This window comes from Apilactobacillus apinorum, assembly GCF_001281175.1.
Taxonomy (GTDB): domain Bacteria; phylum Bacillota; class Bacilli; order Lactobacillales; family Lactobacillaceae; genus Apilactobacillus; species Apilactobacillus apinorum.
Genome location: NZ_KQ440395.1, coordinates 323,925 through 338,622 on the forward strand (window position 1 = coordinate 323,925; position 14,698 = coordinate 338,622).

The 14,698-nt window shown below is 35.5% G+C and carries 14 protein-coding genes; 12 read left to right on the plus strand and 2 right to left on the minus strand.

What is annotated here, in order from left to right; genetic code table 11:
- Nucleotides 1-118: 118 nt before the first annotated feature.
- From RZ74_RS01145 to RZ74_RS01155, 3 genes are all read left to right on the plus strand, one after another.
- On the plus strand, nt 119-988 hold the full coding sequence (locus tag RZ74_RS01145) for a DNA/RNA non-specific endonuclease (protein WP_053949626.1): 870 nt from the start codon (nt 119-121) through the stop codon (nt 986-988).
- 14 nt (nt 989-1,002) lie between these two features.
- Nucleotides 1,003-2,766: a hypothetical protein gene (locus RZ74_RS01150; protein ID WP_053949627.1), complete on the plus strand. Its 1,764-nt coding sequence runs from the start codon at nt 1,003-1,005 to the stop codon at nt 2,764-2,766.
- Between the two features lie 93 nt (nt 2,767-2,859).
- Nucleotides 2,860-4,647, plus strand: a complete 1,788-nt coding sequence (locus RZ74_RS01155) for a hypothetical protein (RefSeq protein WP_053949628.1) — start codon at nt 2,860-2,862, stop codon at nt 4,645-4,647.
- A gap of 21 nt (nt 4,648-4,668) precedes the next feature.
- Here the strand turns inward: RZ74_RS01155 and RZ74_RS01160 are convergent, their stop codons facing one another.
- Complete coding sequence (locus tag RZ74_RS01160; RefSeq protein WP_053949629.1) at nt 4,669-5,391, minus strand: hypothetical protein; 723 nt, start codon at nt 5,389-5,391, stop codon at nt 4,669-4,671.
- Between the two features lie 76 nt (nt 5,392-5,467).
- Nucleotides 5,468-6,067: an SGNH/GDSL hydrolase family protein gene (locus tag RZ74_RS01165; RefSeq protein ID WP_053949630.1), complete on the minus strand. Its 600-nt coding sequence runs from the start codon at nt 6,065-6,067 to the stop codon at nt 5,468-5,470.
- A 455-nt stretch (nt 6,068-6,522) separates the two neighbouring features.
- On the opposite strand from RZ74_RS01165, the gene RZ74_RS01170 reads away from it, so the two are divergent.
- The 9 genes from RZ74_RS01170 (at nt 6,523) to guaB (ending at nt 14,583) form a co-directional block, all read left to right on the plus strand.
- On the plus strand, nt 6,523-7,338 hold the full coding sequence (locus tag RZ74_RS01170) for a hypothetical protein (RefSeq protein ID WP_053949631.1): 816 nt from the start codon (nt 6,523-6,525) through the stop codon (nt 7,336-7,338).
- Nucleotides 7,339-7,426: 88 nt separating this feature from the next.
- The gene (locus RZ74_RS01175; protein ID WP_053949632.1) at nt 7,427-8,674 is read left to right on the plus strand and encodes a NupC/NupG family nucleoside CNT transporter; all 1,248 of its coding nucleotides are present in this window, start codon (nt 7,427-7,429) and stop codon (nt 8,672-8,674) included.
- A 208-nt stretch (nt 8,675-8,882) separates the two neighbouring features.
- Nucleotides 8,883-9,620, plus strand: a complete 738-nt coding sequence (gene rsmG, locus RZ74_RS01180; protein ID WP_053949633.1) for a 16S rRNA (guanine(527)-N(7))-methyltransferase RsmG — start codon at nt 8,883-8,885, stop codon at nt 9,618-9,620.
- 18 nt (nt 9,621-9,638) lie between these two features.
- Nucleotides 9,639-10,406 (plus strand): ParA family protein, encoded by a 768-nt coding sequence (locus RZ74_RS01185; protein WP_053949634.1) that lies wholly within the window; start codon nt 9,639-9,641, stop codon nt 10,404-10,406.
- Nucleotides 10,396-11,277, plus strand: a complete 882-nt coding sequence (locus tag RZ74_RS01190) for a ParB/RepB/Spo0J family partition protein (RefSeq protein ID WP_053949635.1) — start codon at nt 10,396-10,398, stop codon at nt 11,275-11,277. The genes RZ74_RS01185 and RZ74_RS01190 overlap by 11 nt, the downstream gene beginning before the upstream one ends.
- 14 nt (nt 11,278-11,291) lie before the next feature.
- The gene (locus tag RZ74_RS01195; RefSeq protein ID WP_053949636.1) at nt 11,292-11,480 is read left to right on the plus strand and encodes a DUF951 domain-containing protein; all 189 of its coding nucleotides are present in this window, start codon (nt 11,292-11,294) and stop codon (nt 11,478-11,480) included.
- 26 nt (nt 11,481-11,506) lie between these two features.
- Complete coding sequence (gene ychF / locus RZ74_RS01200) at nt 11,507-12,607, plus strand: redox-regulated ATPase YchF (protein WP_053949637.1); 1,101 nt, start codon at nt 11,507-11,509, stop codon at nt 12,605-12,607.
- A gap of 18 nt (nt 12,608-12,625) precedes the next feature.
- Nucleotides 12,626-13,348: a DUF1129 family protein gene (locus tag RZ74_RS01205; RefSeq protein ID WP_053949638.1), complete on the plus strand. Its 723-nt coding sequence runs from the start codon at nt 12,626-12,628 to the stop codon at nt 13,346-13,348.
- 98 nt (nt 13,349-13,446) lie between these two features.
- Nucleotides 13,447-14,583, plus strand: a complete 1,137-nt coding sequence (gene guaB / locus RZ74_RS01210) for an IMP dehydrogenase (RefSeq protein ID WP_053949639.1) — start codon at nt 13,447-13,449, stop codon at nt 14,581-14,583.
- The last annotated feature ends 115 nt before the right edge of the window (nt 14,584-14,698 follow it).

Consider the following 14,698-nt stretch of genomic DNA (forward strand, 5'->3'; position numbering starts at 1 on the left):
AAAATTAAAAGGATCACCGCAAAGCGGTGGTCCTTTTTTAGTTTATTTTAAAATTGATTGGATATTATGAGATTATGTACTATGATAGTGTTAAAAGATTAGAAAGAAGTGAGCTTGATTGCGTAAATACTTATTTTTTATCACTATTCTGCTGACACTTACTACAGGTGTTATTGTAAGTAATAATCCAACATCGCAAGCCGAAACATACGTTTATACAACTGCAACTGGGAGTCATTACTTTTATAATCGCAATGATAGGGGATTGAGTCATGCGAAAAAAGTTTATAAAGAAACACTAAGCCAAGCACAAAGTCGCGGGTTAACATTAAGCCGGACAGAAAGTAATGGCCGCCGTGTCGTAGCCAAGACCACTGGTAAAAAAATTAAACGAATTAAGCAAAAGGCTAACGCTAAATCGAATCAATCGATTATTGCTGCAGGCCAAGTGGTGGTACTAAATCATAACCGCCCAAGCTTTACTAAAGCCGAATTATCATTAAAACATGGGGCATGGGCCAAGTATGGTCAATTAGATTCGTTGAATCGTGCGACTACAGCCAATGCAATGTTGAATTATTCATTAATGCCAAAAGCAAAACGATTGCCATTATATGTTGATCCAACGGGTTGGCATAATAAAAAAGCACATGGAACTTGGCTATATAACCGTAGTCATTTAATTGGTTACCAATTCACTGGACAAAATAATAACTTACGTAATCTAATCACAGGAACTAGATCTTTAAACGATCCTGCAATGAGTACATATGAAAATCAAGTCGCTGCATATATTAGAAGCAGCCGTAGTCATTACGTTCGTTATCAAGTACAACCGGTATTTCATGGGAAAAATCTATTAGCTTCAGGTGTGGTTATGCAAGCCCAATCTATTGGTAGTTCGTCAGTCTCATTTCATATTTACATCAAAAATATTGAAAGTGGTTTCAAACTCAACTACTTAACTGGTACCAGCGTGGTTGAATAAAGAGGAGAGTAACAATGCAAAAATCAAAACGAATTTTAAACTGGCTGTTGCCATTTATTATCTTTATTGGATTAGCCTTGTTGTTAGTAGCAATTCCATTAATTAAAAAACAAACATTTTTAGGTTCAGATTCACTATTTCACTACAATCGTTTTTATGATGCAGCCATGCAACTAAAGACGCATAAGATTAGTTATTTTCAATCTAATTATGGCTTTTTACAAACTGGCCGGATTATGAGTGCTTTATATGGACCAGTGGTTGCATATTTAGGTGGATTCTTGCTACTGATTGCTGGAACTTGGTTTAAATTCCAAATTTTGACCGACTTAATTGTATTAGTGGGGGCGGCGCTTGGTATGTACAAGCTTTGCCGTGTGAATGAAGTATCAAGAAAAGCCGCTATTTTCATGGGCTTTATCTACATGTATTCATCTACCATCGTCCAATGGACCACTGCACAACAATTTACTGCACTTGGAGCAGCAATTATTCCGTTTTTGATGATTTATGCCACTCAAATGGTTCGCAAGTTTGATGTTTCATACATTGGTTTTGCGTTTACCATGAGCATCTTAATTCAAACTCACTTAATGAGTAGTGTGATTGCAATGGTCGGGATTTTACCATTCTTTATTGTTGGATTGGTGAAATCGGATAAAGACCAACGAATTAAGTTAATCCTACACACTATCTTTGCAGCATTAATTACATTAGCTTTAACCATTAACGTTTGGTATAACCTAATCACATTAAATCTATGGAATAAGTTATTACCAGTTTATCCGGTACCAGAAGTTCGTACGTACGGATATAACTTTAACAGTTATTCATTAATCAATATTTTAAAACCAACCGAATTTTTACTATTCCTAGTAGTACTATATTTTGTTATCAGACGTTTTAAGCAAATTGATCTATTAACAAAAACGACTGCACTTACAGGATTTGGGTTCTTGATTATTGCATGGAGTCATTTCCCTTGGGGTGTGATTCAAAAAGTTATTCCTCAACTGGCATTTACGTTACAATTCCCTAAGCGTTTTCTAGTATTAGCATTTGTTTTCTTATTACTAACCTTTGGACGTTTCGTTAACAGTGAATTTAAGCATGTTGATCAAAAAGGTAAATTAATCATGGTTGCTTCAATGTGTGTATTGATTATTGGAAGTGTTGGTTTAGACTTTTACGCTATTCACCAACGTAGCCAAAATTACGTTGCATTGAACACTAAGCATCATCACAATAATTACAATGATAATTCGCTATATTACTACACTAAGAAGCATCATCGTACGATTCAAAAGGATACCCAAAGTCATGATTTAGGATATCTAATGCATGACTACTTGAAGGCGACCCCTGATTATTTGCCAGCTAAGAAGAACATTGTTAACTTCAAACAATATAATGCCTTTGATCCTTACTTGAAGTATTACCACCAATACATTAAGACTAATCATTTAAAGACCATTCACTTTAAGCATTATGTTAAAAATGATGGTTCATTAACTTTGAAGTTTAAGGCTACTAAAGCCCAAACGGTTCAAGTTCCATTGGCGAAGTATGCTAATACGCAAGTAACTATTAACGGTAATATCATTAAGAATGTTAAAACCACCAACTTAGGGGCAATTATTATGCACGCTAAGAAGGGTGAAAATAAGATTAACATTAAATACATGACTTCATTTACTACCAGATTATTGATGGTGTTAACATGGGTTTCATGGATGATTTTTGTTTTTGCAGTTTTTTATAAAATTAGAAAAAGATAAATAAAAACCCGCCACTGGCGGGTTTTTATTATTTAGTCATAATTTTTGTGTGTTATACTAAATGCAACAATATCTAGGACGGAGGAGATTAATTTGCAACGAAAGCACGCTAATATCATTAGTAAGATACATAATAGTCGATTATTCCCGTTGCTAATTTTCGTATTGGTTGGCTTACTTGTCTTGAGTAAGGTCATTTTTAATCATTCATTGATTTTAGGTCATGATTCTCTATTTCATTTTAATCGATTCCTGGATGCTGAAGAACAATTAAGAACTGGTAAATTCAATTATTTTCAAATGAATTATGGATTTAATCAGACTGGTCGAATTGTTAACGCCCTTTATGGACCCTTTGTCGCATATATTAGTGGGGCATTGTTATTAGTAAGTCCTAACTGGTATATTTTTGAATTAATTGATGTCATGTTAGTGATGTTAGTGGCGGCTTTTGGAATGTATTGGGTTTGTAAAGTCAATAAAGTTATCCGTGGATATGCGATAATTGTCTCAGTCATGTACATGATTGGTTCTTCTGTCATTTCATGGGTTAATACGCAACAATTCACAGGTGTGGGTGCAGCTGTGTTACCATACTTGTTTGTTGCAATCTCACTAACACTTAGAAGATTAAAAGTTCCAGTGATTGGATTATCAATCGCGATGGCTATTTTGGTTCAGACTCATATGATCACTAGTATGATGGGCTTTTTAGCGTTAGTACCAATTTTTACGGTTGCATTGATCAAGACCGAAGATAAATTCAAGATGGTGATTAGTTCATTTGTTGCTGCACTAATTACATTAGCGTTAACCGCTAATGTTTGGGGTGCTTTACTATCAGTATTTAGCAATAATCATTTAATTCCGGCATTTTCGACCGTTGATATGGGTCAATATGGGTTTATTTTTAATCTTTATTCATTTGAGATGATTATTAAGCCAATGGAATTAATTGTATTTGTATACGTGATTGCGTACGTCTTAATTAAGTGGAATACATTAGATTATGTTCTTAAGACATATGCTTTAGTGGGTGGTTTCTTCTTATGGGTATCAACTAATTTATTCCCATGGCGTATTTTACAAGGTTTAATTCCAGAATTAAGTACCTACTTACAATTCCCTAAGCGATTTGCAGTATTGGCATTCGTACTGCTCTTTCTATCATTTGGAATCATTTTGACTAATGATAAGAAGGCGCTATCACTTAAATGGCTACACTTTGAAGGACCAGACTATCGTTATGCATTCATATTTTTATTACTAGCTACAATGATAGGAACAAACATATGGGTGTTGAATTTTAAAATTGCTACTGTTGATAGTATGCGTCAAAGTAATGACTTTCAAGTGCCAATTGAACATACGGTGAGTCACGTTAATCGTAATAAGCGAACGTATTATCAAGATTTTTATGGATCAGATAAGAAGGCCTTAGTAGATGACTTGAGTAAAGTGGTTCCAGATTATTTACCAGCAACTCAAAAAGTTAACTATAAAAACTATGGAGATTATCATCCATACGCAAATACCTATCAACAATTAGATAAACAAAATTACCGCATTAAGGGTGGATTTAAGAAGACTGTTAATTCTGATGGATCACTAACGGTTACTTGGAAGAATCTTCATAAAAAAGCGCGTAATTACCAGGTGCCAGTGGTAGCATATGCTTCCACTCAATTAACGTTAAATGGTAAGACAACCATTCCGGTTCGCCAAACTCCTGTTGGTGCCGTTGTAATTAAAGCTAACCCTGGCAAAAATAGTTTGAATGTTAGCTATTATATTGGCTGGGCGATGAAATCTTTATTTGCTTTAACAATTATTAGTTGGATTTTAGTTATTGGGATTTCATTAATTAGAATATGGTTTTAAATCAAGATTAACCGTTGATGGTTAATCTTTTTTATTTGGTTGTGTAGATAAATATATTTCTTGAGAGAGATAGTAAATGACGTTTTTATAATTATCCTCTGTAAATCCATAACGACATGCAGGATCATTGCTTGGATTATTACTAATGGATTTTCCGACTTCAGCAGAAATTAAATTAAAATGATTACGTATATCAAGTATGAAAAGCTGAATTTTTTGAATGTCACTGAATTTCTTTTTTAAATAAGATGGTCGTTCATTGACTTTAATGTAAATGTTCTCGTCGGGAGTATAGAGAAAGACACTATTCGACTGACGACCACTAACGGTGTAATCTACTAAATTAGTATTAATCCACGAATGATACCTTGAATTATTGCGGGATTGAAGAGGTAGCAAGGATGCTTTAGAGTGTATGATTGGTCGTTTATTACTAATCAATAGTTCATTACAAATGCTATTGCATAGCTTATCGTTTAGAAAACATTCTTTTTCTAATTGATGGTTAATTATGGTAGTCGTTGAATCGTATAATTGGTAGCAATTCATATTTTTTTCGATTACTAATGTGGCATATCTTTTAGACTGTCTTGATATATCGACGAGCATTAATAAGTTTGACCAGTTAACGTTGCGACTTTTAAATTTATGATTAACGTATTTCATCGGGAGATGATCAATATCGATGCAATCAATTCCGTCAATTGTCTTAATAGCTGCTGGGTTTAGATTAGTTTTATACATAAAAAAACTCCTTTCCAGTAATTGATAACATGTAAATGCTAAGTTACCAAATTGAGAAGGAGTTCTTAAGAAATTCTTAATTATTTTGAATAAAATCACCGATGTAAAAGGCAAGACGACGATAAGTGTATGCATTTGGGTGAACGTGTTGATCTTGATACATGTCTTTAAAATTAAAGTCAGTGATAAATTCTGTGTGATAATGACGCCAATCTATGTATGGAATTTGAAAGGCAGAATAAATTGTACTTAATTTATCTAATAAGTCATTGAAAGTATAATCAGCATATCTCACAACATCATTTGCATTTTTACCAGAATCGTATCGTGGTAATGGTAGTGAAGCATATATTTTACTGCATGGATGTGTGCTGATTAGGCGTCTTACTATCGAAGTCATTTTTGATACGATATCAATTAATGGGACATCTAGGTGTCCATAATCATTAGTTCCAATCATAAGAATGATTACGTCATATCGACTATCTTTTATGTTTTCAATTTGTTGTTCTAAATCATTAAAAATAGTGGCACCATTTAAGCCTAGGTTAACTACTGAAGCATCATAATACTTTGATAAATATTGGGGATAGTTGTAACGTAGATTTGCGGTTCCATCAAATCCTCTTGTAATGGAATCACCTAAGGCGGCGATTCGTTTGTTTTTTAAGTCCATCGAATCATCTCCGAGATAAGTATGATAAAAATATATACATATTATATAATATGTGACTAAATTTACAAAATGAATCATTTAAATTGAAAAAAAGTAATTTAATTGTTAATATAGTAATATAAATATCAATGGAAGAGGTAATTTACCAAGCGATAGAATACTCTGATTATCCAATGCGCCGAGATACTTAGGTATCAAAGAACACTACGAGGCGGATAAATAACAAATTACTGGATATTTAACATTTTTTCTTCCTTTGGGGCGCAGGGACTTGCTAGTGATAGTGCAGTCTCTATTTTTTTGCAATTATTTAATATATAATGAAGTTCCTTGGCAGGGGCAACATGAATTAGACGAATCTATCTTAGTTGATTAGATTCGTCTTTTTTAATATTGACAGCATTAGTGTTTATGATATACTTTTTTGTTAATGAAGAAATTAAGGAGGCACTAAAATGACACACAAGCGAATGATTATTTTGGATATCGCTTCACTAGGTATTGGTGAGGCTCCTGATGCTAATCGTTTTAATTCTGTTGGTGCCGACACATTAGGCCATGTTGCTGACAAAGGGCTTAGTGTTCCTAATTTGATCGATTTAGGATTAGGTAACATTCGTTGGGACAACGAATTAGCTACCGTTCCACAAAATGACGCACCCCGTGCTTTCTTTGGTAAAATGGTGCCTAACGTAGCTTCATACAAGGGTAGTGCTACTTATCGTGAAATGTTCGATTATACTACTGATGCCCGTACTGTCTCTGTAATGGACTTAATGGCCGAACAGAATATGGATGTATCAATTATTTCAAGCTTTACTAATTATCTAGAAAAACAGGACGAAATCTCAACGCTCCAAGTTCCTAGTGATAGTAAAGCTTTTGTTGAATTATCAGCTAAAATGAGAACACAAAAAGATGGTTTAATATACTGCCAAGTTCCAGAAGTTCACATTTTAGCAAAAGCTAGAAATTGTTTTGGATATGCGGAACAATTAAACAAAGTAGATGAAACAATTGGTAAGATTGTTGAAAGACTTCGAGACACAGATTTATTGTTAATTTTATCGTCTGAAGCAATCGACCCATCAATGGAAATTAAGATTTCTCGTGAATACTTACCGCTATTAGTTTTTAATCCAAACCAAGAAGTCGGTAAATCACTTGGCATTAAGCGCTCATTGGGGGCAGTTGGAAATGCGATTGCAGCATATTTTGACTTAGATGAGGGGAAACAAAATAAGCCAAACTTTATTAACGAGGTTCTATAATAAAAGTAACTTGAAAGGGGTGTTGCGCAACTAAAATAAGCTATTTGTCACTATATTTTTTGTCGCAGAGAAAGGATTAGAATTAAATATGTATTTATTAGTTAATATCTTAGGAATTATTGTATTTCTAGGAATCGCGGTTTTATTTTCAAAAAACAAGAAGGAAATTAAATGGCGCTCAGTTATAACCGTTTTAGTAGTAAACTTATTGATTGCATACTGTTTAACAGAATTTTCATGGGGTCGTGCAGCTGTTGAAGCCGCTGCCAACGGATTCACAGCATTAGTTGAAGTTGCCTACCAAGGAATTGCATTTGCTTTACCAAGTTGGGTACACGTTAAGTCAATGGACTTTGTAACATCAGCACTTCTTCCTATTTTATTAATTGTTCCAGTGTTTGATATTTTAACTTACATTGGAGTCCTACCATGGATCATCAAGTGGGTAGGTAAAGGATTGGCTTACATAACTGGCCAACCTAAATTTGAATCATTCTTCGCTGTTGAAATGATGTTTTTAGGTAATACTGAAGCACTTGCTGTTTCAACTCTACAATTAAAACAAATCTCAGCAGTTAGAAACGTTGTTATTGCTATGATGTCAATGTCATGTGTTACTGCATCAATCCTTGGTGCATATACACAAATGGTTCCAGGTCAATACGTATTGACTGCCGTTCCATTGAACATCTTAAATGCCGTTATTATTACTAGCATTTTAATGCCAACTACTGTTACTCCAGAAGAAGACACTATCGCTAAATTAGGTAGTTCAGCTTCGACTGCAGAAGTGGCTGTTGGTGAAAACCCAGTAAACGATGAAGAAGCTAAGAAAGAACCATTCTTCTCATTCTTAGGTGATTCAATTCTAGGTGCCGGTAAATTAATCTTAATCATCACTGCTAATGTTATTGCATTCGTTGCTTTAGCTGCATTGATTGACAAGATCTTAGGCGCAATCAACCCTAGTTTATCTCTAGAACACATTCTAGGAATCATTATGTTCCCATTCGCATGGTTAATGGGTTCAGACGTACACACTGCTTTTGACTTTGCTCAAAACATGGGTACTAAGTTAGTAACTAATGAATTTGTGGTTATGGGTAAAGTATCTCCACACATCTCCTCATACGCACCTCACTACCGTGCTCAATTAACAGTCTTCCTTACTTCATTTGCTAACCTTTCTACAGTAGGAATGATTATCGGTGCGTTTAAAGGTATCGTTAATAGAGAAGTAAACAACGCTATTTCCAAGAGTGTTGGTTACATGATTCTATCAGGTATTTTAGTATCACTAATGTCTGCTGGAATCGTGGGACTATTTGTTTGGTAAAATAGATTTAATAATAACTATAAAAAGACAGCGCACGCTGTCTTTTTTGTTTCCTTAAATTAGTGAATTTTTTTGGATATTGTAGTGACTAAATAACCCGATTTTGGTTATAATGGAGAAGTATATGTTTCATCATTGTAAAAGAAGAAAATTTCATGTAAAGTATAGATATATGTGAAACATCGTGTTTCACAGTAGGAGGATTTGTATGAATCCAGAAGAATTTAAGACAGAATTAGCTAAACACAATATCGAATTAAGCGACGAACAAATGCAACAATTTGCTACATATTATGAAATGCTAGTGGCAACTAATGAACACGTGAACTTAACTACGATTGTCGATCGTGACGAAGTGTATTTAAAGCATTTCTTTGACTCCATTACACCAGCTTTTTATGCCGATGAATTGAGAACAGAAGAATTAACACTTTGCGATGTGGGAGCTGGAGCTGGTTTTCCATCGATTCCACTAAAGATTGCCTTTCCCAATTTAAGGGTAACGATTATTGATTCATTAAATAAGCGCATTAACTTTTTAGATGAGCTAGTCACTAAATTGGGCTTGGACCATGTTCAATTGCACCATGCGCGTGCAGAAGAATTTGGCGGTAAGAAGTCCACATATCGTGAACAATTCGATTTAGCAACTGCCCGTGCAGTAGCTAGAATGAGTGTTTTAGCTGAACTTTGTTTACCACTGGTTAAAGTTGGCGGTAAGATGATTGCACTGAAAGCATCACAAGCCAAAAATGAAATCTCTGATGGCAAGAGCGCGATTACTACTTTAGGTGGTAAATTACTATCAGATGATGAATTTAATCTACCAGTTTCTAATGATCCACGAAATATGGTAATTTTAGAAAAAGTGAAAGCAACACCTAAGCAATACCCAAGAAAAGCAGGAACACCTAACAAGAAACCAATTGGTTCCAATAACAACTAGACGATAGGAGGGGTTTTCATGGCACACGTCATATCTTTAGCTAACCAAAAGGGTGGGGTCGGTAAAACGACTACATCAGTTAATCTAGGTGCAGACCTTGCCACTATGGGCAAAAAAGTCCTATTAATTGATGCCGATGCCCAAGGTAACGCCACTTCAGGAGTGGGAATTCAAAAAGCAGACATCCAAAAGGATATCTACGATATATTAGTTAATGAAGAACCAATCGAAGAAGCGATTATTCCGTCTAAGCATGATGGTTTAGATATCGTTCCGGCAACAATTCAATTGTCAGGTGCTGATATTGAATTAACACCACAAATGGCTAGAGAAACCCGCCTTTTGAATGCCCTAAAAACTGTCAAAGATAATTATGACTATGTCTTAGTGGATTGTCCGCCATCATTAGGATTGATTACTGTAAATGCATTTACAGCAAGTGATTCAATCTTAATTCCAGTGCAAACAGAATACTATGCACTGGAAGGGTTAAGCCAACTATTGAACACAGTCCAATTAGTAAAGAAACACTTCAATGCGGATTTATATGTTGAAGGGGTATTACTAACAATGTATGATGCTCGTACTAAGTTAGGCCAACAAGTTAACGATGAAGTGCGTAAGTACTTTGGTGATAAAGTTTATAACACCATCATCACTAGAAATGTGCGCTTATCTGAAGCACCTAGTTATGGATTACCAATTATAGATTATGACCCATCTTCAAAAGGATCAGAACTATACATGGATTTTGCAAAGGAAGTGTTAGCTGCTCATGGTGAATAATAAAGGTCTAGGTCGAGGAATTGAAGCTTTATTTGCTGATAATGATATCGACGCAAACTCAGAAGATGTATTGGATTTGGAATTAAGTAAATTATCGCCTAATCCATTCCAACCCAGAACCCATTTTGATACTGAAGCGCTAAAAGATTTAACTCGTTCAATTGAAAAATCTGGGGTTTTCCAACCAATTATCGTTAGAAAAAAAATTGGTCAAAATGATAAGTATGAAATCTTAGCTGGTGAACGTCGTTTCCGTGCTTCTAAGATGGCTGGGAAAGAAAAAATTCCAGCAATCGTACGTGATGCATCAGATGAACAAATGATGGAAATTGCCGTCATGGAAAATCTTCAAAGAGAAGATTTAAATCCAATCGAAGAAGCTGAAGCATACAACACATTGATGACTAAACTAGAAATTACTCAAGCAGAAGTTTCTAAGCGTTTAGGTAAGTCACGTCCATACATTGCTAACTATTTACGATTATTAGGTCTTCCTACTGAAGTAAAGGAAATGCTAACTAAGAACCAATTATCAATGGGACAAGCTAGAACTTTGCTTTCTGTGAAGAAAAAAGATGATTTAATTCGTCTAGCAAAGAAGGCTTACGATCAAACACTAACAGTGCGTCAATTGGAAAGTGAAATCAAGGCATTAGGAGATAGTCCTGCCAAGAGCAAGAAACCAAGACGTTCAACTAAGAAGTCACCTTTTTTGCGTGCTTCTGAAAATGAACTTCAAGATAAATTCCAAACTTCTGTTTCAATCTCTAACAGTCGTTCTAAAAAAGGTACTGGTAAGATTGAAATTAGTTACGCATCCGATGACGATTTAAATCGTATTTTACAAATTTTAGATATTAATTTAGATTAAAAGGAGTACTTAATATGTATTCATTAAATGATGTCGTAATGATGAAAAAAGCTCATCCATGCGGTGCCAATAGCTGGAAGATTATCCGTATGGGTGCTGATATTAAGATTGAATGCCAAAACTGCGGTCACGTGGTAATGTTACCTCGTCGTGAGTTTGACAAGAAAATGAAAAAAGTAATTGAGAGTGCTAACGAAGACTAAAATCAAAGAAAAGAGTGAATGAAAATATGTCATTAACAGCAGGGATTGTGGGATTACCTAACGTTGGAAAGTCCACACTATTTAATGCGATTACTAAAGCCGGAGCAGAAATGGCGAACTATCCATTCGCCACAATTGATCCAAACGTTGGGATGGTAGAAGTACCTGATGAACGTTTAGACCGTATTGACAAAGTAATTCCCGCAAAGAAGATTGTTCCTACTACATTTGAATTTACTGATATCGCCGGTATTGTTAAGGGAGCAAGTAAGGGTGAAGGTTTAGGTAACAAGTTCCTAGAAAACATTCGACAAGTAGATGCTATCGTGCACGTAGTGCGTTCATTTGACGATGACAACATTACTCACGTTACTGGTAAAGTTGACCCAATCTCAGATATTGAAACTATTAACCTAGAACTAGGCATCTCTGATTTAGATGCCGTTACTAAGCGTTTAGGTCGTGTTCAAAAAGCTGCTAAGGGTAAAGATGAAGCAGCAGTTGCCGAATTAGCTGTGCTAGAAAAAATTAAACCAGTACTAGAAGCAGGTAAACCAGTTCGTTCAATCGATTTCGATGAAGAAGAACAAAAGATTGTTAAAGGACTATTTCTATTAACTTCAAAACCAGTGCTATACGTTGCTAACATCTCAGAAGATGATATGGCTGACCCAGAAGGTTCAAAATACTTCCAACTAGTTAAGGAATACGCTGAATCAGAAAACGCTCAAGCAATTGGTATTGCAGCCGAAACTGAGGAAGAAATCGCCGAATTAGATGAAGAAGACAAAGCTACTTTCCTAGAAGCTGAAGGGGTAACTGAACCAGGTCTAAATAAATTAATTCGTGCTTCTTACAAATTATTAGGTCTAGAAACTTTCTTCACTGCTGGTGGAAAAGAAACTAAGGCTTGGACTTACTTAAAGGGTACCAAAGCGCCACAAGCTGCCGGAATTATTCACTCTGACTTTGAACGTGGATTTATTCGTGCTGAAGTAATGGCATTCTCTGACCTAGATGAACTAGGTAGTGAACAAGCGGTGAAAGAAGCTGGTAAGCTACGTGTTGAAGGTAAAGACTACGTCATGCAAGATGGCGATATCGTAAACTTCAGATTTAACGTTTAATCAGAAAGGATTGCTTTAATGACTGAAAAAAGAAATGCTCATGTGCAACAAGATCGCCATGAAGCAGATAAAAAGACTAGAACTCAATTCGACGGAATCGGTTTGACTAAACGTAATTCCGATTACATGTTCCGTTTTAGTAAAGAATTAAAGAAGACTGCTTTGAGTCCTGAAAGAAAGGCTGAAATCATCAGTCAAATGAAGGATGAACTATTAGTAGAACAAAAGCACGGGGCAACTGCGCGTAATTTATACGGTACAGTTGAAGAACGTATTGCCTTCATTGTGAATCCACCAAAGAAAAAGACTTCAATGTTTGATAACTTTATTCCTAACGTTGTTTACAATGCAGTATTCTTCTTAATCCTATTTAACCTAATGTACGGATTTATCCTATTAATCCAACCTAAGAACGGTCAAGAACAAGCTGTTGGAATTACTTCACTAATATTAATTTCTGCAGTGTTCGGATTCTGTGCTCCATTCCTAACTAAGTTGCTAGATCCAAGTGTTAAGCATACTTATAATGGATGGATGCGTGCGCTATTCATGTTAATCACAGTATTAGTGTGGATTCTTGCATTCTTCATTGCTATTAACTTGCCTAAGACTGGCATTAACGTTGTGGTATCACCAATTGTTAACTTCGTGTTAGCCGCAATTGGAATTGGTGTGGACATCTGGGTTCATAAAAAATACACCATTACTGTGAACTTCTTTACACCAAGAGTGAAAAAATAAAAATAAAAAATATAGACGATCGAAAATTTTATTTGATTTTCGTTCGTTTTTTTTGTATATTAGAAATTAAAAAAATAAACAGATAGGGGATTTAGATTATGGATAATTGGAATACAAAGTTTGCAAAAAAGGGATTAACATTTGATGATGTACTATTAATTCCTGCAGAAAGTCATGTTTTACCTAACGACGTGGATACATCTGTGAGACTATCAGATGATGTTAAGTTAAACGTACCTTTCCTAAGTGCAAGTATGGATACTGTTACAACTTCTGATATGGCTATCGCCATGGCTCAAGTTGGTGGATTAGGTGTAATTCACAAGAACATGATTGTTGACGACCAAGCTAACGAAGTTAAAAAAGTTAAAGCAGTTGAAAAAACTGATCAAACCCCTAATGCAGCAGTAGATGCAAACAACCATCTACTATGTGCTGCCGCTGTTGGTGTTACTTCTGACACATTTAAGCGTGTGGAAGCTTTATTTGCTGCCGGAGCTGACGCTATTATTATTGATACTGCTCACGGACATTCAGCTGGTGTTATTAGAAAAGTGAAGGAAATTCGCGAAAGTTTTCCTAACAAGACCATCATCGCTGGTAACGTTGCAACTGGACAAGCTACTAACGATTTATTCGAAGCTGGTGTTGACGTAGTTAAAGTTGGAATTGGACCTGGTTCAATCTGTACTACTAGAATCATTGCCGGTGTTGGTGTTCCTCAACTAACTGCCGTTTACGATGCAGCTGAAGTTGCTAGAAAATGGGGCAAACCAATCATCGCTGATGGTGGTATTAAGTATTCTGGTGATGCTGCTAAAGCAATCGCCGCTGGTGGTAACGCGGTAATGCTAGGAAGCATGTTATCAGGTACTGATGAAGCTCCTGGTGATATCTTCGAAGAAGATGGTGTTAAGTACAAAGCTTACCGTGGAATGGGTAGTGTTGGTGCTATGCAACACGGTTCAGCTGACAGATACTTCCAAGGTGAAGTTAACGAAGCTAACAAGTTAGTTCCAGAAGGAATCGAAGCTCGTGTTGAATACAAGGGTTCTGCTAAAGACGTTGTATTCCAAATGGTTGGTGGTCTTCGTGCCGCAATGGGATACACTGGTTCAAAAGACATTCAAGCAATGAATGACGATGCACAATTTGTACAAATCACAGGTGCTGGTTTAATCGAATCTCACCCACATGATGTTCAAATCACAAAAGCTGCACCAAATTATAAATAAAAAATGAAAAGATGCTAATTTTAGCATCTTTTTTTGTGTAGTTTTTATATAACAAAGCTTAAGATTATGTTAATATTAAGCTATACAACAATTTAAGAAAGAGGGCGGCGTTTCG